The 26,129-nt window shown below is 68.0% G+C and carries 19 protein-coding genes and 2 tRNA genes; 10 read left to right on the forward strand and 11 right to left on the reverse strand.

Annotated features, from left to right (window positions below; translation table 11 throughout):
* Positions 1-17: 17 nt before the first annotated feature.
* The 5 genes from ACFQQD_RS06220 to ACFQQD_RS06240 all read right to left on the reverse strand — a co-directional run bounded on the left by ACFQQD_RS06220 (position 18) and on the right by ACFQQD_RS06240 (position 8,102).
* A complete protein-coding gene (locus ACFQQD_RS06220) occupies positions 18-968 on the reverse strand; it encodes a DNA-formamidopyrimidine glycosylase family protein (RefSeq protein WP_378087337.1) in 951 nt (316 codons plus the stop codon).
* Entirely contained in the window at positions 955-1,431 is a 477-nt protein-coding gene (locus ACFQQD_RS06225) for a VOC family protein (RefSeq protein ID WP_378087339.1), read from the reverse strand. The genes ACFQQD_RS06220 and ACFQQD_RS06225 overlap by 14 nt, the downstream gene beginning before the upstream one ends.
* Positions 1,428-6,494, reverse strand: a complete 5,067-nt coding sequence (locus ACFQQD_RS06230) for a DEAD/DEAH box helicase (RefSeq protein ID WP_378087341.1) — start codon at positions 6,492-6,494, stop codon at positions 1,428-1,430. Before ACFQQD_RS06230 ends, ACFQQD_RS06225 begins: the two co-directional genes overlap by 4 nt.
* 172 nt (positions 6,495-6,666) lie before the next feature.
* Positions 6,667-7,125, reverse strand: coding sequence for a 23S rRNA (pseudouridine(1915)-N(3))-methyltransferase RlmH (locus tag ACFQQD_RS06235; protein ID WP_378087343.1), 459 nt, complete (start codon positions 7,123-7,125; stop codon positions 6,667-6,669).
* A 23-nt stretch (positions 7,126-7,148) separates the two neighbouring features.
* Positions 7,149-8,102 carry a LysR family transcriptional regulator gene (locus ACFQQD_RS06240; protein ID WP_378087345.1) on the reverse strand — a complete coding sequence of 318 codons (954 nt, stop codon included), beginning with the start codon at positions 8,100-8,102 and terminating at the stop codon, positions 7,149-7,151.
* Between the two features lie 109 nt (positions 8,103-8,211).
* Here ACFQQD_RS06240 and ACFQQD_RS06245 point away from each other — a divergent pair, with 109 nt between their 5' ends.
* A complete protein-coding gene (locus ACFQQD_RS06245) occupies positions 8,212-9,564 on the forward strand; it encodes an aminomethyl transferase family protein (RefSeq protein WP_378087347.1) in 1,353 nt (450 codons plus the stop codon).
* Between the two features lie 82 nt (positions 9,565-9,646).
* Here the strand turns inward: ACFQQD_RS06245 and ACFQQD_RS06250 are convergent.
* From ACFQQD_RS06250 to ACFQQD_RS06265, 4 genes are all read right to left on the reverse strand, one after another.
* A tRNA-Ser gene (locus ACFQQD_RS06250) sits at positions 9,647-9,733 on the reverse strand.
* Between the two features lie 124 nt (positions 9,734-9,857).
* Positions 9,858-10,340 carry a hypothetical protein gene (locus tag ACFQQD_RS06255; protein ID WP_378087349.1) on the reverse strand — a complete coding sequence of 161 codons (483 nt, stop codon included), beginning with the start codon at positions 10,338-10,340 and terminating at the stop codon, positions 9,858-9,860.
* Between the two features lie 68 nt (positions 10,341-10,408).
* Positions 10,409-10,888, reverse strand: coding sequence for a nucleoside deaminase (locus ACFQQD_RS06260; RefSeq protein WP_378087351.1), 480 nt, complete (start codon positions 10,886-10,888; stop codon positions 10,409-10,411).
* On the reverse strand, positions 10,885-12,135 hold the full coding sequence (locus ACFQQD_RS06265) for a multidrug effflux MFS transporter (RefSeq protein WP_378087353.1): 1,251 nt from the start codon (positions 12,133-12,135) through the stop codon (positions 10,885-10,887). Before ACFQQD_RS06265 ends, ACFQQD_RS06260 begins: the two co-directional genes overlap by 4 nt.
* Before the next feature lie 164 nt (positions 12,136-12,299).
* Between ACFQQD_RS06265 and upp the strand changes: the two genes are divergently transcribed.
* The 3 genes from upp (at position 12,300) to ACFQQD_RS06280 (ending at position 14,652) form a co-directional block, all read left to right on the forward strand.
* The gene (gene upp / locus ACFQQD_RS06270) at positions 12,300-12,935 is read left to right on the forward strand and encodes a uracil phosphoribosyltransferase (protein ID WP_378087355.1); all 636 of its coding nucleotides are present in this window, start codon (positions 12,300-12,302) and stop codon (positions 12,933-12,935) included.
* A gap of 316 nt (positions 12,936-13,251) precedes the next feature.
* Entirely contained in the window at positions 13,252-14,097 is an 846-nt protein-coding gene (locus ACFQQD_RS06275) for a winged helix-turn-helix domain-containing protein (protein ID WP_378087357.1), read from the forward strand.
* A gap of 12 nt (positions 14,098-14,109) precedes the next feature.
* The gene (locus ACFQQD_RS06280) at positions 14,110-14,652 is read left to right on the forward strand and encodes a SixA phosphatase family protein (RefSeq protein WP_378087542.1); all 543 of its coding nucleotides are present in this window, start codon (positions 14,110-14,112) and stop codon (positions 14,650-14,652) included.
* A gap of 215 nt (positions 14,653-14,867) precedes the next feature.
* On the opposite strand, the gene ACFQQD_RS06285 is transcribed toward ACFQQD_RS06280, so the two are convergent.
* Positions 14,868-14,941, reverse strand: a tRNA-Arg gene (locus ACFQQD_RS06285).
* A gap of 260 nt (positions 14,942-15,201) precedes the next feature.
* Between ACFQQD_RS06285 and ACFQQD_RS06290 the strand changes: the two genes are divergently transcribed.
* A complete protein-coding gene (locus ACFQQD_RS06290) occupies positions 15,202-17,043 on the forward strand; it encodes a phosphoenolpyruvate carboxykinase (GTP) (protein ID WP_378087359.1) in 1,842 nt (613 codons plus the stop codon).
* 149 nt (positions 17,044-17,192) lie between these two features.
* Entirely contained in the window at positions 17,193-19,397 is a 2,205-nt protein-coding gene (locus tag ACFQQD_RS06295) for a RecQ family ATP-dependent DNA helicase (RefSeq protein WP_378087544.1), read from the forward strand.
* Positions 19,398-19,460: 63 nt separating this feature from the next.
* On the opposite strand, the gene ACFQQD_RS06300 is transcribed toward ACFQQD_RS06295, so the two are convergent.
* Positions 19,461-20,966, reverse strand: coding sequence for a phosphomannomutase/phosphoglucomutase (locus ACFQQD_RS06300; protein WP_378087361.1), 1,506 nt, complete (start codon positions 20,964-20,966; stop codon positions 19,461-19,463).
* A gap of 70 nt (positions 20,967-21,036) precedes the next feature.
* Between ACFQQD_RS06300 and ACFQQD_RS06305 the strand changes: the two genes are divergently transcribed.
* The 4 genes from ACFQQD_RS06305 to ACFQQD_RS06320 all read left to right on the forward strand — a co-directional run bounded on the left by ACFQQD_RS06305 (position 21,037) and on the right by ACFQQD_RS06320 (position 26,129).
* Positions 21,037-22,245, forward strand: coding sequence for an MFS transporter (locus tag ACFQQD_RS06305; protein WP_378087363.1), 1,209 nt, complete (start codon positions 21,037-21,039; stop codon positions 22,243-22,245).
* Positions 22,246-22,355: 110 nt separating this feature from the next.
* Positions 22,356-23,516 carry a DUF1611 domain-containing protein gene (locus tag ACFQQD_RS06310; RefSeq protein WP_378087365.1) on the forward strand — a complete coding sequence of 387 codons (1,161 nt, stop codon included), beginning with the start codon at positions 22,356-22,358 and terminating at the stop codon, positions 23,514-23,516.
* Positions 23,509-25,380, forward strand: coding sequence for an ABC transporter transmembrane domain-containing protein (locus tag ACFQQD_RS06315; RefSeq protein WP_378087367.1), 1,872 nt, complete (start codon positions 23,509-23,511; stop codon positions 25,378-25,380). The genes ACFQQD_RS06310 and ACFQQD_RS06315 overlap by 8 nt, the downstream gene beginning before the upstream one ends.
* A gap of 23 nt (positions 25,381-25,403) precedes the next feature.
* Positions 25,404-26,129 carry a hypothetical protein gene (locus tag ACFQQD_RS06320; protein WP_378087369.1) on the forward strand — a complete coding sequence of 242 codons (726 nt, stop codon included), beginning with the start codon at positions 25,404-25,406 and terminating at the stop codon, positions 26,127-26,129.

The following is a 26,129-nucleotide window of genomic DNA, read 5'->3' on the forward strand; positions in this document are numbered from 1 at the left end:
GAATGCCACCGGAACGGTCATCGCTGGCACTGCCTACACCAATACAGGGTACGACTCTCGGCCGGGCTGTTCGCCTGCTCGTCTCCGAAGGGCTCGACGGCGACTGGCCCGCCACAGCGCAGGCACCCCTCGCGCTGGCGGCCGTACACCCAATGGCTGGGCCACGTCCGCTGCCCTGGTGGTGTCGACCGGCCGGGTCGATGCTGCACGGTCGCGCGGGCAGGGGTGACGCGCACGCCGTAGGGAGCGCCGTCGTCGGGCGTCACCTGGGTGGTGGTGCGCCGCGGTGGCCGGCTGCCGGGGCGGGCTGGCTCGATGTTGGCACGCATGAGGTCCCGGGCGAGGCCGAGCAGTCCGGGCAGATCAGGGACCGAGCCGACGGATCGGTGCGGATCCAACCGAGCCAACAACAGGACTTCGCAGCGGTAGATGTTGCCGATGCCGGACACCAGGCTCTGATCCAGCAGGGCCAGGCCGACGGGCCGGTCCGGGTCCGAGCTCAGTCGGCGGACCGCCTCGTTCATCAACGCATCCGCCCGAGGTAGCTCGTCCCAGTCCGGATCGAGCAGATCCGGGCCCAAGAACGCCAACCGGTCCGCCACGGACGCGGTCGGCACCACCTCGAGCAGGCCCAATTGGAATCCGACCACCTGGTGCCGTTCCGTTTGCAGAACGCAGCGTGCTTGCCACCCCGGGTGGCGCCAGCGCGGGGTGACCGGTGTGCCGGCGTCGTTGGTGAGTGGGTAGGCCTCCCAGCGGCCCTCCATCTTCAGATGGGACAAGATCGTGAGGTCACCGGCTCTGAAGAGCAAGTATTTCGCCCATGGCCGCACGGCGTCAACGAGTCGCCCGGAGAGGTCGAGGGTGGCCAGCTGTGGCGTCCGGAAGTCGGTGCGCACCAGGGTCTTGCTCTCGAGGACCGGGCGCAACTGATCGGCGAGCCGGACGAGGGAATCACCCTCGGGCATAGTTCAGCTGCCAGGTCACTCCCCATCGGTCTTGGACCCACGCGAAGAGTTCGGAGAAGCCGTAGTCGTCCGGTGGCATGAGCTCGAAGCCGTCCTCTCCCAGCGCGGAGGCCAGCGTCCGGACGTCATCGGCCGAGGTGACGTCGATGAAGAAGGAGATGGACGGGGTGAAGGTGAACTCGTGATGGGCAGGTGAGTCGAAGGCCCGGATCCGTTGTCCGGCGATCGTGAACTCGCACCCGGCGACCAGACCTTCGGTGCCGGCGTCGTCCGGGCCGTATAAGGCCAGTGAGTCCACGGCGGTGTCGGGCAGAGAGGCACCGAAGGTCGCCACGTAGAACTCCACGGCTTCGCGGCAGTTCCCCTCGAACATGAGGAAGGGCGTCACTGTGGGTGCGGCATCGGAGGTGGCTGAGGCGGAGGGGGCAGCAGCAGTGTCGGGATGGCCAGAAGATTCGCTCATGCCCTGAACCTAATGCCCGCGGGCGAGGTATAGAACCCCGCCTCGACCAAGGCATGGGCCAGAGCGGTGCCGGGGATCGGCAGGCCGTTGACCTTTTCCAGGGACATCTTCTGCACCCGCGCGGTGCGTAGGGCCCACGCCAGCGCCGTGGCCGTCGGTGGCAGCACCTCTGGATCCTCCGTGAACAGCAGTACGGTCCGTCCGCCGCGTTCGAGGTACAGCACCAGTTCCCCGGCCACCAGCACGACGACGGCGCCGGCCTTCCGTCCCGGGCGCTGGCCGGTCGGTCGGCTGCTGTCAGGTTCGACCGGGATCTCCGGCCAGGGCAGGGCCGCGCCGTAGGGATTGGCCGGGTCCGTGGCGGCCAGCGCCACGGCCGCAGGCGCGGCCTCGGCCCGAACATCCTGCTGGGAGAATCCGCGCAGCCGATCCACCGTGGCTCCCGTGGAGAACTGGGCGGCTCCGAGGTGCTCGATGAAGTAGCCGCGGCGGACCTGGCCGGCTTCCTCCATCCGCGTCAGCAGTTTGTACTGGGTGCCGAAGCCGCCGGGGACGTTCTCAGCCATGACCGAACCGCGCGTGATCACGCCATAGCGGTCCAACAGGTACTCGGCCGTGGCATGAGCGCGAAGGGTGGGATCCGTGGACGGGGACGGCAACAGCGACCACCGTCCGGCCGAGCGGGCGGCGTCCACCGGGGACATATCAGCAGGCATGGCTCCGGTGGTCCGGGTTCCGAGTTCGCGTCCTGAGGTTTCCTCGAGTCTGCGCAAGCGGGACAAGCGTGCTCCTCGTCCGGGCCGGGCTGCCCGTGCGCGGGGCGGACGGGAGGTGGACTTGTGCGCCGTGCGTCCCTGGCCCAGCAGACCTCGGACCGGCGCGAAGGTGTCATTGCCGACCAGCCCGGCCCACACGAGGTCCCACAGGGCCGTGAGCAGCGCCGAGGACGAGAGGTGACCCTCCAGTCCGGACCGGGCACGCTCGGCGAGCGGGCCGAAGAACCAGGCTCCGCCGCCGTCGAGCACGTCCAGCAGGGCACGATGGACCGGCTCCGGTTCGAAGTCCTCGGCCCGCGCCAGAGACAGGTCCGATGACTCGGCGCTGTGGAAGGCGACCCAGCCGTCATGGCCGCTGGCCGCCGCCGTGCCCGACCACAGGAACTCACCACTGGCCAACAACTCGTCCAGCAGGGCCGGGGCGTAGTCGCGGACGCGGGACGGAAGGATGTGGGTCTCCCAGGCGCTCGCCGGAATGGGAATGCCCGAGAGCTGGTCCAGTACCGAGGCCACGCCGTCGACCCCGGACAGGGTGGCCGGTGACCCGCCGCCGGGAGCAGGGGCCAGGTGGTGCCAATCCGCCAGAAACCGGGCATAGCCGGACTGATCCACCGGTTCCACCTCGGCGCGCAGGGCGGCCAGTGACCGACGCCGGATCCGCCGCAACACCTCGACGTCGCACCACTCACTGTCCAAGGGCCCCGACGGCCGGGTTTCGGTGTCAGAAGCTGGCTCGGGTGTGGGGCGGAACTGTCCCTCGGTGACCCGGTTCTCGGCGGCGAGCCGCTGCAGAACCTGATGCACGACGGCGGCCCCCAGTCCCAGCGCAGCACCGGCTTCGGCGGCGGTGAAGGGCCCGTGGGTGCGGGCGAAGCGAGAGACCAGGTCGCCGAGGGGATCGGCCACCGGTTCGATGAAGGCCAGCGGGATGCCCATGGGCAGGGCCACACCGAGCGCATCGCGCAGCCGGGCCGCGTCCTCGACGGCGGCATATCTCACCTCGCCACCGATCCGGACGCTCAGGGCGCGGTTCGCGGTGACCAGCCCGTCCAACAGGGCTGCGGCTTCGTCCCGACTGGCGGGTTCGGGGTGCTCTGGCTCGGGGTGCTCTGGGTCGAGGTGCTCTGGCGCGGGGCTGGCTGACTCGTCCCCGCGCAGTCGTGCCGCTGCTTCCTCTGCTGTTAACGGCCCCAGCAGCCTCAGCAGGTCCGCGAGGCCCTCCGTCCCCTTGACACGGCGGGAGGGGGAGAGTCGTTGCAGGTCAGTCTCGACGGCGATGATGACGCTGGGGTCGAGCAGGTCCCGCAGTTCCGCCCTGCCGAGGAGTTCGTTGAGCAGTCCCGGGTCGAGTGACAAGGCTGCGGCCCGGCGTTCGGCCAGCGGAGAATCGCCCTCGTAGATGAACTGGGCCACGTAGCCGAACAACAACGACTGCGCGAACGGCGAGGGTGACTGGGTGGTCGTCTCCACCAGTCGCAGGGAGCGGGCCTCGATCTTCGTGGCGAGCTCTTTGAGCGCGGGAAGATCATAGACGTCCTGCAGGCACTCACGGACGGTCTCCAGGATGATGGGGAACTGCGGGTACTTCCGGGCCACCTCCAGCAGCTGCGCCGAGCGTTGGCGCTGCTGCCACAGCGGGGTGCGCTTGCCCGGGTCCCGGCGCGGCAGCAACAGGGCGCGGGCTGCGTTCTCCCGGAACCGGGCCGCGAACAGGGCCGAACCGCCGACCTCCGCGGTGACCAGCTCCTCGAGCTCCTCAGCAGTGAAGAGGAACAGGTCTGCCCCGGGAGGTTCGTCCTCCATCATCGGCACGCGCAGCACGATGCCGTCGTCGGCGGCCATGGCCGAACCATCCATGCCATAGCGGGCGTGCAACCGCGCTCCCACGGCCAGCGCCCAGGGAGCGTGCACCGGCATGCCGTACGGGGAGTGCAGCACCACGCGCCAGTCGCCGAGCTCGTCGTGGAACCGCTCGACCACGAGGGTCTTCTCTGTCGGAAGTCGCCCGGTGGCTTCGGCCTGTTCGGACAGGTAGGCGGTGAGGTTGTCCTGGGCCCATTCGTCCAATCCGGCGGCCGAGAGCCGGTCCACCGGGCCGTCGTCGGGCATTGCGGGGGTGGCATCCTGTGGGGGGGTGGCGGGCAGGGCGGCGGCCACCTCACGGCGGAAGGCGCCCACCGCCTCACCGAGCTCGGCGGGGCGGCCCTCGGCGTCTCCGCGCCAGAACGGCAGGCGTCCGGGCTGGCCGAAGGCCGGGACCACGAGGACGCGGTCGTGCGTGATGTCCTGGATCTGCCAGCTGGTGGCTCCCAGGACGATCACGTCCCCGACGCGCGACTCGTAGACCATCTCCTCGTCGAGTTCGCCGACCCGCCGACCGCCGGTTCGCGTGGTGCCCGCCGAGGCCTTTCCTGTTGACTCGGGGCCAGCCGGGGTATTGCCGTTGCCAGCTGTGCCCTCGCCAGCCGTCCGATCCTCCGTGCCTGCCAGAAAGACGCCGAAGAGTCCGCGGTCGGGGATGGTGCCACCCGAGGTCACGGCCAGCCACTGAGAGCCGGTCCGGCCGCTGAGACTGCCGGCCTCACGGTCCCAGACGACGCGTGGGCGCAGCTCGGCGAACTCGTCCGAGGGGTAGCGGCCCGAGAGTAGGTCCAGCACCGACTCGTACGCCGAATGGGGCAGGGTGGCGAAGGGGGCGGTGCGGCGAAGACGGTCGAACCAGTCCTCGACGTCCAGGTCCTCCAGGGCGCAGGCGGCCACCGTCTGCTGGGCCAGGATGTCCAAGGGGTTCTTCGGGATGGACAGTGACTCGATCTTGCCGGCGAGCATGCGTTCGACCACCACGGTGGTGTCCACCAGGTCGCCGCGATGCTTGGGAAAGAACCAGCCGGTGGAGGTCTCACCGACCTGGTGACCGGCGCGACCCACTCGCTGCAGCCCAGAGGCCACCGACGGCGGCGACTCCACCTGGATCACCAGATCCACCGCGCCCATGTCGATGCCGAGCTCCAGGGAACTGGTGGCCACCACGCACCGCAAGCGCCCCGACTTCAGAGCGTCCTCGATCAGGGCCCGCTGTTCCTTGGACACGGAACCGTGATGGGCCCGCGCGAACTCGGCTTCGGTACCCTCGCCTGCGGTCCCGGCTGATTGACCCGCGCCTCCCATCAACTGGGCCGGGGCCTGACGAGCAGGTGGGTGGGCAGGTTCGCGGGCAGGTTCGAGGGGAGGTTGGGGCGGAGGATTGCGGAACTGGTCAGCGACCTCCCGGTTCTCCCAGATCTCATTGAGCCGTCCGGTGAGGCGCTCGGCGAGACGCCGCGAGTTGGCGAAGACGATGGTGGAGCGGTTGGCGGCCACGAGATCGACGATCTGTTCTTCCACATGAGGCCAGATGGAAGCCTGCGCCTCGATCCCCGAGGCCGGCCCCAAGTCGTGAGCCGCTTCTGCGGCCGGCAGCTCGGTCATGTCCGGAACCGGGACGGTGACATGCACGTCCCAGGACTTGGTGGCCGCCGGCGCCACGACGCGCACCGGTTGAATGCCGCCCAGGAACCGGGCCACCTCGTCCTTCGGTTCCACCGTGGCCGACAGTCCGATGCGCTGCGCCGGTTGAGGCAACAGCGCGTCGAGCCGCTCGAGGGAGATCGCCAGATGGGTGCCGCGTTTGGTGCCGGCCACTGCGTGCACCTCGTCCACGATGACCGTCTCCACACCGGCCAGGGTGGACCGCGCCTGCGAGGTCAGCATCAAGTACAGCGACTCCGGAGTGGTGATCAGGATGTCCGGCGGATGACTGACCAGGCGTCGGCGCTCGCGGGCCGGAGTGTCCCCGGAACGCACGCCGACGCGGACCTCCGGGGCGTCATGGCCGAGCCGTTTGGCGGTCTGCGTGATGCCGATCAGCGGCGCCCGCAGGTTGCGTTCCACGTCCACCCCGAGCGCCTTGAGCGGGGAGATGTACAGGACCTTCGTTCCAGCGTTCGCGGATCCCGACGCCGGCCGCTCGCCTCCCGCTTGCGACGTGCCCTGCTGCTGTGGGGCTGCGGCGGTCGAGGAGGCCGAGGCGGAATCGGTGCGCAGGAAACTGTCGAGCGCCCAGAGGAACGCGGAGAGCGTCTTACCCGAACCGGTCGGGGCCACCACTAAAGCGTGCTGTCCCGAGGAAATGGCGTCCCACGCCCCTAACTGGGCACTCGTGGGCGTGGCGAAGGCCCCGGCGAACCACTCACGGGTTGCGGGGGTGAATCGGTCCAGGACAGACGCGGGATCCGGGGCAGTGGGCATCGTGGATTCAGCCTACGACTCGGCACGGACACGGCAAGCGGGTCAGTCCGTCGGCTGACTCCTGATTTGTCCCAGTGCTCCGGACCGCACCCAGCACTACATCACTGGGTCCTGTCCGCTCGACTGGGTCCCGTCGGGCGCTACACAAGCCGATGGGCCGGCGTCGGGACGGTCATACGTGGTGGTAGGGGCGACCGCCGGCGATTTCCTGAGCTCGGTAGAGCTGTTCGGCCAGGATGAGGCGCACGAGCTGGTGCGGGAAGACGAGCTTCGACAGCGACCACACGGTGTCCGCCCGGGAATGCACTGACTCATCCACGCCGTACGCGCCGCCGATCACCACGGTGACGGCCTGCCCGGTGTCGAAGCGTGACTGGAGGTGCCGTGACAGGCCGGGGGAGTCGAAGGTGGTCCCGCGTTCATCGAGCAACAGCACATGGTCGCGCTCGCCGACCTTGGTGAGGATCCGCGCTGACTCTTCGGCACGGGCGGAGTCGCCGTCCCGGGCCGAATGGGGCAGCAACTGCCACGAGACGTCGAAGGGCTTCTTGAGGCGCTTGGCGTAGCGGTCGATGCCGTCGGCCACCCATGGCTCGTGTTTCTTGCCGATGGCCAGGATCTTCACGCTCATAGGTCTATGTTCTCAGGGTGCTCTCAAGATGCCCTGATGGCGGAAAACTCCCCCGGGGCACCGCGGAGAGCGCGGATCACGGTCCGATGGAACCAGTCGAGTGCGGCGGTGTGCTGACTCGTCTGGCGCCGGAGCAGGGAGATCTCGGCGCCGGGTGCCTCGAAGGGGAGATCGCGCACCACGAGCGGCCACGACTCGGACCAGCCGGCGGCGATCGACTGCGGGACCGTGGCGATCAGGTCATCCCGTGCCGCCAGCAGCGGAGGCAGCGAGGCGAAATGGTTGACGGACGCCACGGGTTGCACGGCGGTGCCCACGCGACGAATCGCGGCTTCCAGATGGGGGCGTCCCGAATCCCCGGCGACGACGGCGTGGTCGGCCTGGAGATAATCGCTGACGGACACCGGACTCGCAGCCAGCGGATGGTTCTCGCCCATCAGGACGGCGTACCGCTCCTCTTTCAGCACCACGTGATCGAAGGAACCAGAGATCGGCAAGGACGTCACGGCGAGATCCACTGTGCCGCGGGCCAGCCACTCGGGCAGCTCACTGACGTTCAGGGGCACGGTGTCGATCCGGACTCCGGGTGCCTGCGACCGTACGGCGGCGAAGAGGGCGGGGAAGTAGCCGATCTCGCCCAGCTCGGACATGGCCACGGTGAATCGTCGCTCCGAGGTCTCCGGGTCGAATCCGTGCACCGAGTCGAGGACACGGTCAATGGAGACCAATGCGTCCCTGAACTCCGGATACATCGAGTGGGCCAGGGGACTGGGGTCCATGCTCCGACCCGCTCGCGTGAACAGCGGGTCGTCCAGGTGGCGCCTCAACCGGGACAGCGCCTGACTCATGGCCGGTTGGGTGACGTACAGGCGAGCTGCGGCCGCAGTGAGGCTCCGCGACTCGTAGACGGCCACGAATGACCTCAACAGGTTCAGGTCCACGAGGTCTCCTGGGGTAAGCGCCGACATGTTGTGCATAAGCAATCCTTATGCCCACTCGGCCCAACTATACGTACGCTGATGGTGATTCATGCCCCAACCTCATGACCCACCTCATGACCCACCCCTCGACTCGTTTGGAGACTCCATGACCGAATCATTGGCCGATGCCATCACCGCAGCCGGCTCCGCCGTGAACTACCTGCGCAATGCCCCCGTGAAACCCACCGTCTTTCCTGTCCAGCCGGAGTTCACCAACTGGCGTTCGGAGCAGAAGTCTTGGCGGACCTCGGTGGCACTGCTCGACCAGTCCCATCACATGACCGACCTGTTCATCACCGGCCCTGACGCGCTGAAGCTGCTCTCCGACGTCGGGGTCAACAGCTTCAGCTCCTTCGCGGTCGACCGGGCCAAGCAGTTCATCGCGGTGAACCATGAGGGATACCTGATCGGGGACGCGATCCTGTTCCACCTCGAGGAGAACTCCTTCGACCTGGTCGGATGGCACATGGTGCTGGACTGGGTGCAGTACCACGGAGAGAAGGGCGAGTACGACGTCTCCTTCGAGCGAGATGCTAGCTCCGCGGTGCGTCAGGGCGACCCGAAGCAGTACCGCTTCGAGATCCAGGGGCCGAAGGCGTTGGAGCTCATGGAGAAGGCCACGGGTCAGCCGGTGCCCGAGACCAAGTTCTTCCGCATGGCCACCTTCGAGATCGACGGCGTGACCGTGCGGTCGTTGCGCCACGGCATGGCCGGTCAGCCCGGCTTCGAGCTCTTCGGGCCGTGGGCCGATGGCGAGCGAGTGCGTTCCGCGCTGTTGGCTGCTGGTGAAGGACTCGACCTCGTGCAGGTGGGGTCGAAGGCGTACTCCTCGTCCAACCTGGAATCAGCCTGGGTGCCGTCCCCGTTCCCGGCGATCTTCAGCGGCGAAGGAACCCAGGAGTACCGGGAATGGCTGCCGGCCAGTCGGGCCGGATCTCTGGCCGGCAGCCTGCAGTCCGAACGAGTGGAGGACTATTACCTCACGCCGTATGACCTCGGTTACGGGCGCAGCGTGTCCTTCGACCACGAGTTCATCGGCCGGGCCGCTCTGGAGCGCCATGCCGCCGAGCAGCGGCGCCAGAAGGTGACCCTCGTCTGGGAGCCGGAAGATGTGGCCGCGGCCCTGCGGTCGCAGTTCGAGCCCGGAGTGCCCGCGAAGTACATCGATCTGCCCAAGGCCCGGTATGGCCAGTACCAGGTGGACCGGGTGCTCGTGGACGGCAAGGACGTCGGGATCTCCCACGACGCCGGCTACATCACCAACGAGCAGGCGTTCGTCTCGCTGGCCAGCCTCGAGAACGAGTTCGCCAGCCCCGGGACCACGGTCACCGTCCTCTGGGGAGAAGAGCCGAACTCCACCAAGCCGTCGGTGGAGGCGCACCGACAGGTCTCCATCCGGGCCACCGTAGAACCGGCCCCGTATTCGGCCTTCGCCCGGGAGAACTACCGGAAGAACTGACCCGGCTCTCCAGGGGCCAGGGCCCTGACGAAAAACGCCCCCGGCTCCGTGGATCTCTACGGAGCCGGGGGCGCTTTCTCGGCGGTGACGGTGGGATTTGAACCCACGGTAGGGGTGAACCTACACAACATTTCGAGTGTTGCACCTTCGGCCGCTCGGACACGTCACCAGGCGTTCCATGGTATCCGCCGGGCACGTCGGTCCCAAAATCGCCGCTCAATCGCTTGCCCAGTGCTTCTGCCGTGCCGGCTCACCGTCTGCTCACCGCCGGCTCGCCACTGCAGATCACCTGTTCACCGTCTGTGCAGGGTCGGTGGTCCGCTGATGCCACAGGTCGCTTCCGAGAGTGCTGCCGGCATCGCCGCGTCCGGACGCACCAGGTTCCGCGGTCCTCCGGTGCTGATCCACGATTCCAGAGCCTCGAACCGGGTGCCTTGCTCCGTTCCGGTGAACCACACGAGAGGGCCGGCCTGCCCGCTGGATCCGTCTCGACGACCCACCGCGGCGACGCTGGCCAGCTCGCACCGTCCGAGACAGGTCGACGAGACCATCACGGCACCGGCGGTGCCGGCAATCGTCGACTTGATGCGGTCGGTCGTCTCGCCGTGCCGGCTCAGTCGCCGCAGTGCGGCGCACCGGTGGCCGACGCACCACGCCAACAGCGGCCCGCTGGCGTCATCGTGGTGGGCCGGCCGGGGCGACCGGCGAGTCTGACGTGGCTGGGGTGACGCGGACGACTCAGGTGACTCGGGTGACTGCGGCGACGATGAGGGCATGGCCCGACGGTATGCTAAATGAGATCGGTTCGCAATAACTGGAGTCGATCACAGAGCCCCGCCCCGCGCTAGCCGCGGTGAGCGTTGAAGAACTCGGTCAGCAACCCGACGCATTCCGGACCGCGCACTCCCGGATGCACTTCGACCCAGTGATTCAGCCGGGGTTCCCGCACCACATCGAACACGGACCCGCACGCCCCGGCTTTGGGGTCCCAGGCGCCGAAGACCAGGCGCGGAACCCGGGCCAGCATGATCGCGCCGGCACACATCGCGCAGGGTTCCAGCGTCACCACCAACGTGCAGTCGGACAGTCGCCATCCATCGCCAGAACCGGTTTCCCGACGCGCGGCGGTCGCCCGGCGTAAGGCCAGCACCTCCGCGTGGGCGGTGGGGTCGCCCGTCGCCTCGCGCTCATTGCGCCCCGTGCCCAACACCTCGCCCTGCGGTCCGACGACGACGGCGCCGATCGGCACGTCGTCGGACTCGGCAGCAGCCCGGGCTTGCTCGAGGGCGAGTCCCATCCAGGCATCGTGCTCGGTGTTTCTCATGACCGCGCTCCGTCGCCATCGCCAGGAGAGCGCGGAATCGCCAGGAAGGAGGTCCCCGCCAGGGCGGCGCAGCCCAAGGCAAAGGCGGCCATCGGCATCGGATTGTGCTCCCCGCCGATGCCCACCAAGGGGGCCACCGCTGCACCCAGCAGGAACTGGAAGGCGCCCATGAACGCCGAACCGGTGCCGGCCGCCGTCGGGACCGACCGCATGGCCAGAGCGGAGGCGTTGCCGAGCACGAAGCCCAGCGAGAAGGTCAGCGCGAACATGCAGATCAGCACGGGTACCAGGGCCGTGCCGAGCAGGACCGTGGTGAAGAGGCCGACGGTGGCCAGGAGCAATAGGGTCAGTCCGCCTCCCAGGACCCGGCGGACGGGCAGAGTGCTGACGAGGCGAATGCTCAGCGCGCCGGAGCCCATGAGGCCGAGCGAGTTCACGCCGAAGACGATCGAGTACTGCAGTGGCGTCAGCCCCACCACGTTCTGCAGCACGAACGGCGAGGCGGAGATGTAGGAGAACAGCGCGCCGAAGGACATCGCGAAGACCAGGGTGGCCGTCACGTAGCCGCGGTGACGCAGTACCGTCCCGGCGTTGGCGAGCAGGTTGCGCAGGCCTCCGGCGTGCCGCTGAGCCGGCGGAAGCGTCTCCCGCACCACCGTGGCCACACCGAGGATCATCACGGCCACCAGGGCGGCGACGACCCAGAAGATCCCGCGCCAGTCGAGGAACTCCAGCACCACGCCACCGGCCAGGGGAGCGAGGACGGGCATGATGCCGCCGATCACCATCATCAGGCTCATCAGCTTGGCGGTGGAGGGGCCTCGCGTGGTGTCGGTGATGATGGCCCGGGCCAGCACGATGCCGGCGGCACCGGTGAACCCCTGGAGGAACCGGGCGATGGTCAGCACGGTGATGTCCGGAGCCAGCGCACAGACCACGCTCGCGGCCAGGCAGAGCACGGTACCGGCCAGCAATGGCCCTCGTCGCCCGGTGGAGTCGGAGAGGGGGCCGATGACCAACTGCCCGGCGGCCAGGCCGAGCATGAAGGCCGTCAGGGTGAGTTGAACGCCCGAGGCGGTGGTGCCCAAGTCGGTGGCGACGTCCGGGAAGGCCGGAAGATACATGTCGGTCGCCAAGGGTGCGACAGCAGAGAGCAGGGCCAGCAGGCCCACCAGAAGGGTGGTGGGCGCTCGCGGTGCTGGTTCTGGGGTGGGTACGGTGTAGCTTCCGCGGCTCGGCTCGGGCACTCGGTTCCTTTCGGAGTGTGGGGATGGCAGGCGCTGACGTGGGCGCTGGCGTGGGCGGTGCCGTCAGGACTGACACTGACATTGTGTCAGGACTTGGTGGCGGCAATCCGTGGGCGGAGGGCGGTCGCCGGGCAGTCGGGAGGCGGCCCGGTAGGGTTGTGACCATGCGCGTAGAGCTCGTAGAACACCCGTTGGTGGCCCACAAATTGACGGTTCTCCGGAAGGCGAAGACACCGTCGATGATCTTCCGGCAGCTGACGGAGGAGCTCGTCATGCTGCTGGCCTACGAGGCGACGCGGGACGTCGCCATGGAGCCGGTGGAGATCGAAACGCCGGTCTCGGTCACGACGGGGATGCGGCTGGCCAAGCCCACGCCCCTCGTGGTCCCCATCCTCAGGGCGGGCCTGGGCATGCTGGAGGGCATGGTGCGCATGGCTCCCACCGCAGAGGTCGGTTTCCTGGGCATGGCCCGGAACGAGGAGACCCTGGACATCGTCACGTATGCCGAACGTCTTCCGGCGGACCTGACCGGCCGCCACGTGTTCATTCTCGATCCCATGCTGGCCACTGGTGGAACCCTCGCCGAGGCCGTGCGCTTTCTGTACGAGCGCAACGCACGGCGCGTGACCTGCATTTGTCTGCTCGGAGCGCCTGAAGGCATCGACCGGTTGGAGAGGGAGCTCTCCGAGGTGGACGTGACCATTTACCTCGCGGCTATTGACGAGAAGCTGAATGATCAGTCGTACATCGTGCCCGGTCTCGGCGATGCGGGCGACCGCCTGTATGGCCTGGCCGAATGAGCTGATCCGGTCGGGTCGCTCCGGACGTCGATCGGCCCCCGTCAGCGTGAGCTTGGTCACTTTTGAGCGTGTTTGTCTCAAATGCTGAGACAACAGGGCAATTGTTACTTGCACGGAACAAATATGACGACAGAGTGTTGTCCCATGAACTTCAGCGACTCGGCCCTCTCCGAGGGGATCGCGACCGCCGGGCGATGGCGCCAGCGGTACGGCCGAGTCGGCTCCCGTCGCGGGTGTAGCCGGCGGGTTCGGCCGTAACCCGGTCTAACCCGCCAGCTCCGCACCGGACAGGACACTGACGCAAGGATTCATCGACATGACTACAAGTCCCCAGGGATACGTCCACATCTCCGTCCGCAACGCCCAGCGGCGCGCGGCCCGAGTTCGCAGCTATCGCCAACACGGCGGCACCTATGGGGCACCGGCGAGCCAGCCGAACCACCAGCTGCACTCGGTTCAGAACGAAGCGGAGGCCGGGTCGGACGGGACGCAGCCGGGCCCTCAGACCGCGCCGATGCCGGTCTTGGCGCCCAATGGCGTTCCAGGTCCCCAAGCTGTGGCCACGGAGACCGAGGCCCGTGGCTTCGTGATCTACGTCGGCATGGACGAGTCCGCCGCATCTGCCGCCGGGACCTCGCTGACCCGTCTGGCCAATGAGTTGCGCCACTACGTCGAATCCCTGGTGCCCGGATCTGAGTCTGCGGCTGCCGTTGCGATTGCTCCCGCGGGAGCCCCGGGATCGGACTTGGAGGTCGTTCGGCAGGTCCTGGGAGACCCGACGATCCAGCTGGGCGAGCGTCCTGACCTGCGCCAGGCTCCGGCGCCCGTGTCCACCCGGCAGCCCGGGGTGCTCATCGATCTGGCCCGGCGCGAGGTTCAACTCGATGGCGAAGGGCTGAACCTGACCTACAAGGAGTTCGAGCTGCTGAACTACCTGGTCGAGAACGGTGGCCGGACCGTGGGCCGCGATGAACTCCTCGAGTCCCTGTGGAAGAACTCCGACGAGGTGCCCAACGAGCGCACCATCGACGTCCACATCCGTCGGCTGCGCTCCAAGCTCGGTCGCCTCTCCGGCACCGTGCGCACCGTGCGTGGACAGGGCTACCGCTTCTACGAGCACCCCGAGGTCGTCGTGTGGGCGGCCCCGGAGTACAGCATCTGAGCCGACGTCGTGATGTCCGCACCAGCCGGTGCCGAGAGGACGGGCGAGAAGACGCTGCTGATCCTCCGCCACGCCAAGTCGGATTGGCCGAACGGGGTCTCCGACCATGATCGTCCCCTCGGTGGCCGTGGTGATCGAGAGGCTCCCGTGGCCGGGCGATGGCTCGTGGAGCAGGGGCTCTATCCGGACATGATCCTGTGCTCGGACGCCGTGCGAACCCGGCAGACCTGCACCTGGGTGTGCAGCGAGCTGGGGGAGAAGGCGCCGACGCCGTATCTGGACTCCCGGCTCTACGACGCCGACGCGGCCGCCGCCCTCGCCGTGATCAATGAGACCGAGGAGCAGGTCCGGACGCTGATGGTCGTCGGGCACATGCCGTGGGTCCAAGATCTCGGGATGCGCATCGCCTCCGTCGATTCTGATGAGGACGCCGTGGTGAGGATGGCCGAACACTATCCCACCCTGGGGCTGCAGGTCTTCCGGATTCGAGGCGAGTGGGCCACCCTCGACGGCCGTGACGCGCGGATGACCCATTTCGTCGTCCCGCGCCCCTGAGCTGCGGTCCTTGAACTGCGGTCATCGAGGCTGGCGCTGGTGCTTTTCGCGCCGATCCTGACACGTCGCAGTCATTTTGCATGCGAGTCGTCAGGATGAGCACGAATCGCGCGAAAGTCACCACTAAATCGCGGGCAAGCCGCCCTTGACTCGTGAGCCCCGTTAACGACGAAGGTCGGGACACATTTTCACTGTGTCCCGACCTCTGAATTCGGTGCGCCCTAAGGGATTCGAACCCCTGACCTTCTGTTCCGTAGACAGACGCTCTATCCAGCTGAGCTAAGGGCGCTCGGCCGCGAACGGCCTTGAAAGACTATACCGGTCCACCCATTGTTCACCAAATCGTGGGGACGCTCGGTCGGTGGATGCTTCCGCGGGCGAAGACGTATAGGGTAGCCCGACCGACTTCGTCACCGAGAAAGCGGCGGAATCTCCGTAGGTAGAATGGCCACCGGAGACGGTGTACGCACAATGGAGTGCCGGCCCCTGCACGGCCGCATTCCCGGGGCGAAACCGGAATGCACCCGCAACCCAATGGAGGAAACCCCCATGGTCATCAACTCCTCGCTCACGTTCGCAGATCGCGCCGTGGCGGACGCGCCGACCAGCTACGGCAAGCTGCTGGACTGGGTGAAGGAGGTCGCGGAGCTCACCGAGCCCGACTCTGTGTATTGGGTGGATGGGTCGCAGGAGGAATACGACCGTCTCGCGGGCGAACTCGTCGAAGCCGGAACGTTCGTCAAGCTGGCCGAGGACAAGTTCCCCAACTCCTATGCAGCGTTCTCCGACCCGGCCGACGTCGCGCGGGTGGAAGACCGGACCTTCATCTGCTCCGAAAAGGAGGAGGAGGCCGGCTTCACGAACAACTGGATGGACCCGGCCGAGATGAAGTCGATCCTCCAGGACGCCTTCAAGGGTTCCATGCATGGCCGCACCATGTACGTGCTTCCCTTCGTCATGGGCCACCTGGAAGCCGATGATCCGAAGTTCGGTGTCGAGATCACCGACTCCGCCTACGTGGTGAACTCCATGCGGATCATGGCCCGCATCGGTACCGATGTGCTGAAGAAGATGGAAGAGACCGAGGCGTTCTTCGTCCCGGCACTGCATTCCGTCGGGGCGCCGCTGGAAGAGGGCGACGTCGACGTGCCGTGGCCGTGCAACGAGACCAAGTGGATCGTGCACTTCCCGGAAGAGCGCTCCATCTGGTCCTACGGTTCCGGCTACGGCGGCAACGCCCTGCTGGGCAAGAAGTGCTACGCGCTGCGGATCGCCTCGGTGATGGCCCGGGACGAGGGCTGGCTCGCCGAGCACATGCTGATCCTCAAGCTGACCAACCCCGAGGGCAAGTCCTACACCGTTTCCGGCGCCTTCCCCTCGGCCTGCGGCAAGACCAACCTCGCGCTGATCGAGCCCACTATCGAGGGCTGGAAAGCCGAGACCCTGGGCGATGACATCACCTGGATCCGCCCCGGGAAGGACGGCGAGTTCCGCGTTGTCAACCCCGAGGCCGGCTACTTCGGCGTGGCACCGGGCACGGGATGGTCCACCAACCCGAACGCCATGAAGGCCATCAGCAAGGGCAACTCCATCTTCACCAACGTCGCCCTCACTGACGACGGCGGCGTGTGGTGGGAGGGGATGACCGAAGAGGTGCCTGCCCACCTGACCGACTGGCGGGGCAACGACTGGACTCCGGAGTCCGAGACGCCGGCCGCCCATCCGAACTCGCGGTTCTGCACTCCGATCGACCAGACCGAGATGCTGGCGCCGGAGTACCAGGAGCCCAATGGGGTCAAGCTGGACGCCATTCTCTTCGGCGGCCGCCGCAAGACCACCATCCCGCTCGTCACCGAGTCCTTCGACTGGGAGGACGGCATCTTCAAGGGCGCCACCCTCTCCTCGGAGACCACGGCGGCCGCCGCCGGAGCTGTGGGCGTGGTCCGCCGCGATCCGATGGCCATGCTGCCCTTCATCGGCTACGACGCCGGCAAATACCTCGGCCACTGGGTCAAGGTCTCCGGCGAGGTCGATCAGGACAAGCTGCCGAAGATCTACCTGGTGAACTGGTTCCGGCGTAACCGCGACGGCGGCATGGCCTGGCCCGGATTCGGGGAGAACTCCCGCGTGCTCAAGTGGATCGTCGAGCGGCTCGAAGACACGGCGGGTGCGAAGGAGACCTCCATCGGCTATGTGCCCACCGCAGACGCCCTCGACCTGACGGGCCTCGACGTCGCCGAGAATGACCTCGAAGACGCCCTGAAGGTGGACCCGGAGGAGTGGAAGACCGAGAGTGCCTCGATCCAGGAATGGTTCGACCGCTTCGGTCCGTCCCTGCCGGAGTCGATCCGCGGTCAGCTGGAGGGCCTGAAGCAGCGCATCGGTGCCTGACCGGAAAGCACTGCTTTCCTGAACTACTACACAATGCACGACGGCGGCCGTGTCCTCCCCGGACCCGGTCGCCGTCGGCGTAGCGCGTCCGGCCTGCCTGGAATACTGAGTCCATGGCGGACATCAACGACGACGGCGGCTCCCCAGCGATGATCGCGGAGACGAGCCGTGCCGACTTGCGCGCAGAGGCACGGGAGATCCTGTGCGCACTGGTGGGCCGTGAGGACGCCGATTTCCACCCGGGGCAGTTCGAGGCCATCGAGGCCCTGGTGGCCGACCGCCGTCGTGCACTGGTGGTTCAGCGCACCGGCTGGGGGAAATCAGCGGTCTACTTCGTGGCCTCCCTGTTGTTGCGCGCCCGCGGCGCGGGGCCCACGCTCATCGTCTCGCCGCTCCTGGCCTTGATGCGGGACCAAGTTGCGGCAGCGGCCCGGGCGGGGGTGCGGGCGGAAGCCATCAACTCGGCCAACGCCACCGAATGGGATCTGATCCAGGAGCGTTTGGCCGAGGACGCCGTCGACGTGCTTCTCGTGTCTCCGGAGCGGCTCAACAATCCGCGCTTCCGGGACGTCCAGCTACCGAACCTGATCCGTCGCACGGGGATGCTGGTGGTGGATGAGGCCCACTGCATCTCGGACTGGGGCCACGACTTCCGCCCGGACTACCGCCGGATCCGCGATCTGATCGGTCAGCTGCCCGGCACCGGGGACCGGCGGGTTCCGGTGCTGGCCACCACGGCCACCGCCAATGAACGGGTTGTTCAGGACGTCGCGGAGCAGTTGGGCGTGGCCAGCACCGAGGACGTGTTCATTCTCCGGGGGCCCTTGGCACGTTCGTCTCTGCGCCTCGGGGTGCTGCGCATGCCCAGTCCGGCCAGCCGGTTGGCCTGGCTGCTGACCCATCTCGGCTCCTTCGGCGGATCCGGCATCGTCTATGCCCTCACGGTCTCGGCGGCAGAGGACACGGCCCGTGCCCTGCGAGAGGCGGGCTACGAGGTCGCCGCCTATACCGGCCGGACCGACCCGGAACAGCGCGCCGAGTTGGAGCAGTCCCTCAAGGACAACCGGGTCAAGGCCCTGGTGGCCACGTCAGCGCTCGGAATGGGATTCGACAAGCCGGACCTCGGCTTCGTGATCCACCTCGGCGCTCCGAGTTCTCCGGTGGCCTACTACCAGCAGGTGGGCCGTGCCGGACGCGCCACCGATCATGCCGACGTGCTCTTGCTACCCGGGACGGAGGACCGGGAGATCTGGCGCTATTTCGCCACCACATCGATGCCGGATGAGCACCGCGCCCGCGCCGTGCTGGGCGAGTTGGAGGCGGCGGGCCGGCCGCTGTCCTTGCCTGCCCTGGAGACCAGAGTGGACGTGAAGAGAACGCCGCTGGAGCTGCTGCTCAAGGTCCTCGCCGTGGACGGGGCCGTGGAACGCACTCAAGGTGGTTGGCAACGGACGAGCCAGCCCTGGAGCTATGACGGTGAACGCTACGGTCGGGTGGCTCAGGCCCGAGTGGCCGAGGAAAAGCTCATGCTCGACTACGAGAACACCACTGAATGCCGGATGGAGTTTCTCGCGCACGTCCTCGACGATCCGGACGCCTCCCCGTGCGGCCGCTGCGACAACTGCGCCGGCGCCTGGTACCCCACGAGCGTCGAGCAATCAGCCAAAGACCACGCCACCCGTGCCCTGGGCCGAGTGGGGGTGGCGATAGAGCCCCGCCGCAGCTGGCCGAGCGGCATGGACCGCCTCGGTGTGCCGCTGAAGGGACGCATCCCCGAGGACCTGCAGGTCAGCGAAGGCCGGGCGGTGGCCAGGATGACGGACCTCGGGTGGGGTGGACGGCTTCGCGCACTGTTCAGTACGGCCCAGGACAGTGCGCCGCAGGACGGTGCAGTGCAGAACGCGGTGCACAACAGCGCGGATGCTCCGATCGACCAGGATCTGCTGCAGGGTGCCGTTCAGGTCCTGGCCGCCTGGAACTGGGAGCAACGTCCGGTGGCGGTGGTGTCCATGCCATCCCGGACCCGCCCCGAACTGGTCCGTTCCTTCGCCGAGGGCATCGCCCGCATCGGGAAGCTGCCCTACCTGGGATCCTTGGAGTTCGTGGACGGCGGTCCGCGCAGTGAGCCCGGCGGCAATAGTGCTTTCCGGCTCGCCTCCGTCTGGAAGCAGTTCACCGTCCCGGAGGCGATAGCGGCTCAGCTGGCCTCCGCCAGAGAGGCTGGTCAGGACGGGCCGATCCTGCTGGTGGACGACCGGGCGGACAGCAAGTGGACGCTCACCGAGGCCGGACGGATTCTGCGCGAAGCCGGCGCCCCCGGGGTGCTGCCCCTGGTATTGGCCCTAGCGGGATAGCGCCAGTGGACTACTAGCGGACTACTAGCGGATCAGCGGTGCCCAGGCTGTTGGTGCCGCGGGTCAGGATCCCTGACCGCCCACCAGGCCCAGCACCTCGTCGCGCACCGTCGCCATGGTCTGCTCGTCATGAGCTTCCCCGTTGAAGCGCAGGAACGGTTCCGTGTTCGAGGGCCGGAGGTTGAACCACCAGGAGCCGTCCTGAGCGGAGACGGTGGTGCCGTCCAACCGGTCCACCGTGACGGCGGTCCCGGCCAGTGCCGTTCCGGCCACCGTGTCCTGGCCGGACGCGGTGGCATCCTCGGCCAGTGAGGGAGCGAAGACGGACAGCACGCGGCTGACCGCGCCGACCTTGTCCTGCACTTCGGAGTTGATCTCCCCGGAGGCGAAGTACGGGTTGTATTCGGCGGCCAGCTCGGACAGGGGCAACTGCTGCTCTCCGAGAGCGGCCAACACGTGCATTGCCGCCAGCATGCCGGTGTCCGCGTTGTAGAAGTCGCGGAAGTAGTAGTGCGCGGAGTGCTCCCCGCCGAACGCCGCGTGCTCCTGGGCCATCACGGCTTTGATGAAGGAGTGCCCCACGCGCGTCTTCACGGCCCGGCCGCCTTCGGCCTCGACCAACTCGGGCACGGAGCGGGAGGTGATGAGATTGTGGATGACCACCGGCTCGGTCTCCGGGGCGTGGACGGTCCCGTTGACGGTGTCGCCGGCCTTGGCGCGGGCGATCTCGCGGCGAGCGACCAGTCCAGTGACCGCCGACGGCGACACGGGATCGCCCTTCTCGTCGATCACGAAGCAGCGGTCCGCGTCGCCGTCGAAGGCCAGACCGATGTCCGCGCCATGGTCCACCACCGCGCGCTGCAGGTCGCGCAGGTTCGCCGGTTCCAGCGGATTGGCCGGGTGATTCGGGAAGGTGCCGTCCAGCTCGAAGTACAACGGCTCGATCTGCAGGGGGAGGGCGGAGAGCACAGTGTCGCCCAGGACGGCGGGGGTCGTCTTGCCGGCCATGCCGTTGCCGGCGTCCACCACGACCTTCAGCGGCCGGATGCCGGACAGGTCCACGAGGGAACGCAGGTAGGACGCGTAACCGGCCAGCATGTCCTGCTCGCTCACCGTGCCGGACGCCTCGGCGGCCGGGATGTCTCCGGCATCGAGATAGCGCTGGGCGACGTCACGGATCTCGTACAGGCCCGTGTCTGAAGACACCGGAACGGCTCCGGCCTGAGCCATCTTCATGCCGTTGTAGGCGGCCGGATTGTGCGATGCGGTGAAGACCACGCCGGCGGCGTCCTCGACACCACAGGCGTAGTAGAGCATGTCCGTGGAGATCAGCCCGAGCATCACCACATCCGCCCCACGCCGGGTCGCGCCCTCGGCGAAGGCCTGTGCGAAGGCGGGGGAGGAGGGGCGCATGTCGCCGCCCACCAGGACCCGCGAGCCGGCCAGTCCGAGCACATCCACGAAGGCTGCTCCCACCGCCCGCACGGAGTCGTCGGTGATGGTGTCCCCGACGAGGCCGCGCACGTCGTAGGCCTTGAAGGACTGGCTGAGATCCACTGAAGTCGTCACGGAATGCCATCCTAGGCCAGGTGCGCCGCGGGAGATGGTCAGGCACGGGCCAGCGGCTAAAGTCGACAGCGTGGGCGGAGACGAAACGGGATCCTGGTACGGGCACACGCCGAGAACTCCCGGATACCGCAAGCTGCTGCTGGGACTGTTCCTGGCCGGCGTCGCCACCTTCGCTCAGCTGTACTCCCCCCAGGGGCTTCTGCCCCTGATCAGCGTCGACCTCGGTGTCACCGCCCACGATGCGGCCCTGACGATCTCCTTGGCCACCCTCGGACTCGCGATCAGCGTGATCCCGTGGTCGTACGCCGGAGACCGCTTCGGGCGGAAGAAGACCATGGGATGGGCCGTCATGGCCGCCAACGCCTTCTCGCTGGTGGCCGCGCTGGTGCCCGGATTCGAGGCGGTGCTGGCATTCCGGTTCCTGGAGGGCTTCGCGCTCGGGGGCGTGCCCGCACTGTCACTGGCGTATTTGAACGAAGAGGTGTCGGCGAAATCGTCCGCGTTGGCGGCCGGAACCTATATTTCGGGAACCACCCTGGGCGGGCTCCTCGGCCGGATCGTCGCCGCCCCCATCGGTGAACTCGCCCACTGGCGTACCGGCATGCTCGTGGTGACGGTGATCTCCGTGGGCTGTGCCGTCGCCTTCCTGCTGCTGGCACCGGCGGCCCGCGGCTTCATTCCGCACCGCACCTCCCTGAAGCAAGCCATCGGCGCGCTGTCCGGGAATCTGCGGTCGCGAGCGCTCTGGACCATCTACGCCCAGGCCTTCCTGCTCATGGGTGGCTTCGTGGCCATGTACAACTACCTCGGTTTCCACCTGGCCGAGGCCCCGTTCAACCTGCCGGTCGCCGTCGTGTCTCTGGTCTTCCTGGCGTATCTGGCCGGGACTTGGACGTCCCCCCTGGCCGGGCGACTGGCCGGCACGTATGGGCGCAGGCCGGTGCTGTTGGTGTCCACGGCGGTGATGATCGGCGGCGTCCTGCTGACCCTAGTGCCGCTGGTCTGGGTCGTGCTGGTGGCCACGGTCGTCTTCACCGGCGGATTCTTCGCGGCGCACGCGATCGCCTCGGGCTGGGCCGGGGCGGCCGCGGTGGCGGGACGGGCCCAGTCGGCGTCGCTGTACAACTTCGGGTACTACGCCGGCTCGAGCGTCTTCGGCTGGCTCGGCGGGATCTTCCTCGCCGGCGCAGGCTGGCCCGGGACGGTGTTCATGACGGCGGGCCTGGCGGTGCTGGCGATGATCCTGGCCAGTCTCATGCGCAGCCCCGACCACAGATGAGAACGCTCTCATCCTGGACTCATGTGCTCCTCATAGCGCGTTGATTCGATGGTTCTCGAGGCCGGCGGAACACCCCGAGCGGTCACGGAAACACAGTGAGAGGCCACGCCATGACCATCGAGATGACGCATTCGAGCAGCGCACTGACCATCGTGGACACCGCCGCGGCCACGTACCAGCGTCTGGATCTGCCGCCGTCGTGCCGCATCCAGGCCGCCTACACGACCCGTTTCGTCGCTGAGGCGCTGGAGGCCGAGAGCACCTCGTTCCACTTGGCCGCCGGGCCCACGGTTATCCCGCGGGCCGGCGACGTGGTCGTGGCCCGGGTGACCGAGATCCGCCACCACAAGCGCGTCGAGACCCCCGCATCCCGCAAGGCTATCCTGTTCCCCGGTTCCCTCATCATGGTCGCCTACGGTCATCGGTACGCCGCCGACCAGTTCCTGGCCCACGTCCCGTCGTCCTTGGAGCCGTGCCACCTGATCGCCGCTGGCGGACTGGCCGGCACCGTCACCGAACAGCATGCCGACATGGACGACCCGACGATGATCGAGCCGCTGGGGCTGCTGGCGGACGAGTCCGGCATCGTGAATCTCTCCCGCTTCGCTCCGTACTCCTTGAACCCCGTCCCGGAGATCGGCGCCTCCGCCGCGGAACTGAGCGCCGCCCTGCCGGGCCGCCCGACCGTCGTCGCCGTGCTCGGGACCTCGATGAACTCCGGGAAGTCCACCGCCATGGCCACCCTCGTCAACGGCCTGACCAAGGCTGGCCTGACGGTCTCGGCCGGCAAGTCCACCGGCACCGGCGCCGGCAATGACCCGATGATCTACGGGGACGGCGGGGCCGCCAAGGTCCTGGACTTCACGGACTTCGGGTACCCGACCACCTTCAAGCTCGATTTCGAGCAGGTCCGCTCGCTGACCGTGAACCTGGTGGATGCCATGGCGGAGACGGACACGGACGTGGTGCTCGTCGAGATCGCCGACGGTGTCTACCAGGGGGAGACCGCCCGACTGCTGCGGGACCCGCTCTTTCAGTCCGTGGTGGATCGGGTGGTCTTCGCCGCCGGAGATGCCCTCGGCGCCGTGGGCGGCGTCCGCGAACTGCAGGATGCCGGCCTCGACGTGGCCGCGGTCTCCGGGGTGCTGACCTCATCGCCGCTGGCCACCGCCGAGGCGAACGAGATCCTCGCCCGCCTCGGGGTGCCGGTGATCGACACCTATGAACTGACCGACGCCGCGGTCTCGACAGCACTGCTGCCCCATGCCTGAGCGGCTGGCCATGAGACCGCACAGCGATGTCCAGTCCGACGGCTCAGCTGATCCAGTGGGCGCCGACACGGATCTGGAGGACGAGGGAACGGTTGAGGCCACCGGCCGGGGCGAGAACGGGCAGAGCGCGAACAGCCGGGGCGCGAACAGCCGCGGCGAGAACAGCGAGAAGATGCCCACCGTCTGGGCGGGCCGTCGTCGCTATCTGCTGGTCATCCTGTTCCTGTTGGGCATCTTCCAGGCCATCATGGCGCTGGTCATGGCCTTCACGGTGAACGCCCTGCTGGGGGCTCCCGCCCGAGTCAACGCCGCTCTCAACAACGGCACGGCCGCGGATGGATCCGCCCTGCCCCCGGCCGTGGCCGAGGCCGGAACCTACGTGCCCTGGCTCCAGCTCTCCATTCTGGCCGTCTCTGTGCTGTCCATCTTCGGAGCCCGTTGGGGCGAACGCGTGGTGGGGGAGGACCTCGGGCAGGACTACGTCTACGAGCTGCGCCGCAAGCTGATCGGGACGACCTTGGCCGGGCCCGGCAACCCATCGCTCGGGATCACCATCACCCGTGCGTCCAATGACCTGACCGCCGTGCGCAATTGGATCTCGCAGGGTCTCGTCCCGTTGCTGACCTCGCCGCCGTTGATCGCGGTGGTGCTCGGGGCGCTCGCCATCTCGCATTGGCAGGTGGGGCTGGCCGTCGGTGTTCCCATCGTGCTGCTCGGTGTGGCGGTGCCGCCGCTGGCCAAGGTGACCTTCACCCGCGCGAGGTACCTGCGCCGTCGTCGTGGGCGGATGTCCGCTCGCATTGCGGACACCGTCCGGGCCGGGGAATCGGTCAAGGCCGCCGGGGGCATCAAGCGCGAACTCAACGCGCTGGACCGGGATTCGGGCAAGGTGGTCAACGCCGCCGTCGCTCGCGCTCGCATCACCGGACTGGTCCGCGCATCCGCCATCACGGCGGCCTCGCTGGCCACCGCCGCCGTGGTGGTGCTGGGAGCTCTCGGGCTGATCGACACCGCCGGTGTGGCCTCGGCCATGACCCTGGTGGGCGTGATGTCCACCCCGCTGGGGGACCTGGGGCGCGTGGTCGAGTACCGGCAGAACTACAAAGCCGCCCGCCGGATCCAGGCCCCTCTACTGGCCCAGGCCGAGTCGCTCCTGAAGGCCGAGGAAGACCGGGAAGAGCGTTGGAAGCACGTGGAGCGGGACCGCTCGGTCGCCCAGCGCAATAGCCTGTGGGTCCGCCGCATGGTCGTCCAGGGTCGGCGCGTGCCCATGCTGCACGCCACCGCCGGTGACGTCATCCAGATCCAGTCCCATGACCCCGGCCGGATCGAGCCTTTCCTGGCGACGTTGTTGGCGGGGCAGAACACCGCCGCGGAGCCGGGCGGCGACGTCCCGCCCCTCGAGATGACGGTGGACGGCTACGACTACACCCGGGCGCCGGGACGCCAGCGCCGCAAACTGCTCGGCCACGCCTCCACGCGCATTCCGCTCGAGCGGGGGAGCCTGTCCCGAGCGATCACCTACCGCAAGCCTCAGGCCACGGAGGAGCAGACCCGCGAGGCCTTCGCCCGAGTCGGGCTGGACGAGGTGCTCGGTGCTTTGCCGCAGGGCGAGAGCACGAGGATCAAGAACGGTGGACAGCCGCTGACGGGCTCTCAGGTGGCCCGCCTCAAACTGGGCCGTGCCCTGCTGGACAATCCGTCGCTGCTGGTGCTGGACGGTATCGATTCCGACCTTGACGAGGACGGATTGCGCCTGCTCCGAGCCGAGCTGGAGGCCTACCCCGGGGTCGTGTTGTTCACCTCACACAACCCGGAACGAGTGGCCCCCGGGCATCGGGTCTGGACCGTCGACGCACCCTGAGGGTATCGCCCTAGACTGGGACCATGGAGTACTTCATTCCGGTGCTGATCGTCGTGGTCGTGGGCGCCGTCGTCGGCGGTGGTGCCTGGTGGCTCTCGCGCCGTGCGAATTCCGGGACCACGTCCGAGCAGGACAGCGGCCGCACGCGCCGTGGGTTGCTCGCCGGCCGCGTCAGCTCCGAGAATGCGCGCGCCGCCTCACGTCGGCTGGACCAGGAAACCCACCGGGAGGTCTACCGGCTCATCGCCGCCGGGCGGACGTCCGACGCCGTCATGGCCTACCGCCGCTCCACCGGCGTCGGCACCTTCGAGGCGATGATCGACGTCCAGGCCCTGGCCACCTACCCCCAGATGTGGAGCAAGCCGGACACCGGCAGCGACACCAACACCAGCACGACGCCGGCTCCCTCGCCCGCCGCCGACGGCTCGCCGTCCATCCCGCCGCAGGAACAGACCCCGGATGCCCCGACGGCGCCGGAGACCTCCGACCTCGTGGTACCCGAGGATTGGCTCGGCGATCAGCTGCCGGCCGACCGCCCCTTCGAGTTGGAGGTGGTCCGCGACGAGACCACGGTTCGTGTCTCCTCCGACGACCTGCCGCCGTTCCTGCGCGACCAGCTCACCGCCCTGGTGCGGGACGGCCGCGTAGAGGATGCGGCCCTGGAACTCTCTGCCAACACGGTGCTGACCGCCGAGGAGGCCCTGCACTTCCTGCACATTCTGCAGCGGGAGCAGGGCCAGGACGACTGA

Origin of the sequence: Citricoccus sp. GCM10030269 (genome assembly GCF_042665635.1) — a bacterium.
GTDB lineage: Bacteria > Actinomycetota > Actinomycetes > Actinomycetales > Micrococcaceae > Citricoccus.

Bases quoted from the DNA above. Each gene is read 5' to 3' on its own strand.
- ACFQQD_RS06230 (WP_378087341.1), bottom strand. From the start codon at position 6,494: ATGCCCACTGCCCCGGATCCCGCGTCTGTCCTGGACCGATTCACCCCC.
- ACFQQD_RS06225 (WP_378087339.1), bottom strand. From the start codon at position 1,431: ATGAGCGAATCTTCTGGCCATCCCGACACTGCTGCTGCCCCCTCCGCC.
- ACFQQD_RS06315 (WP_378087367.1), top strand. From the start codon at position 23,509: ATGCCTGAGCGGCTGGCCATGAGACCGCACAGCGATGTCCAGTCCGAC.
- ACFQQD_RS06260 (WP_378087351.1), bottom strand. From the start codon at position 10,888: ATGAGAAACACCGAGCACGATGCCTGGATGGGACTCGCCCTCGAGCAA.
- ACFQQD_RS06275 (WP_378087357.1), top strand. From the start codon at position 13,252: ATGACTACAAGTCCCCAGGGATACGTCCACATCTCCGTCCGCAACGCC.
- ACFQQD_RS06310 (WP_378087365.1), top strand. From the start codon at position 22,356: ATGACCATCGAGATGACGCATTCGAGCAGCGCACTGACCATCGTGGAC.
- ACFQQD_RS06220 (WP_378087337.1), bottom strand. From the start codon at position 968: ATGCCCGAGGGTGATTCCCTCGTCCGGCTCGCCGATCAGTTGCGCCCG.
- ACFQQD_RS06255 (WP_378087349.1), bottom strand. From the start codon at position 10,340: ATGCCCTCATCGTCGCCGCAGTCACCCGAGTCACCTGAGTCGTCCGCG.
- ACFQQD_RS06235 (WP_378087343.1), bottom strand. From the start codon at position 7,125: ATGAGCGTGAAGATCCTGGCCATCGGCAAGAAACACGAGCCATGGGTG.
- ACFQQD_RS06240 (WP_378087345.1), bottom strand. From the start codon at position 8,102: ATGCACAACATGTCGGCGCTTACCCCAGGAGACCTCGTGGACCTGAAC.
- ACFQQD_RS06280 (WP_378087542.1), top strand. From the start codon at position 14,110: ATGTCCGCACCAGCCGGTGCCGAGAGGACGGGCGAGAAGACGCTGCTG.
- ACFQQD_RS06290 (WP_378087359.1), top strand. From the start codon at position 15,202: ATGGTCATCAACTCCTCGCTCACGTTCGCAGATCGCGCCGTGGCGGAC.
- ACFQQD_RS06295 (WP_378087544.1), top strand. From the start codon at position 17,193: ATGATCGCGGAGACGAGCCGTGCCGACTTGCGCGCAGAGGCACGGGAG.
- upp (WP_378087355.1), top strand. From the start codon at position 12,300: ATGCGCGTAGAGCTCGTAGAACACCCGTTGGTGGCCCACAAATTGACG.
- ACFQQD_RS06245 (WP_378087347.1), top strand. From the start codon at position 8,212: ATGACCGAATCATTGGCCGATGCCATCACCGCAGCCGGCTCCGCCGTG.
- ACFQQD_RS06320 (WP_378087369.1), top strand. From the start codon at position 25,404: ATGGAGTACTTCATTCCGGTGCTGATCGTCGTGGTCGTGGGCGCCGTC.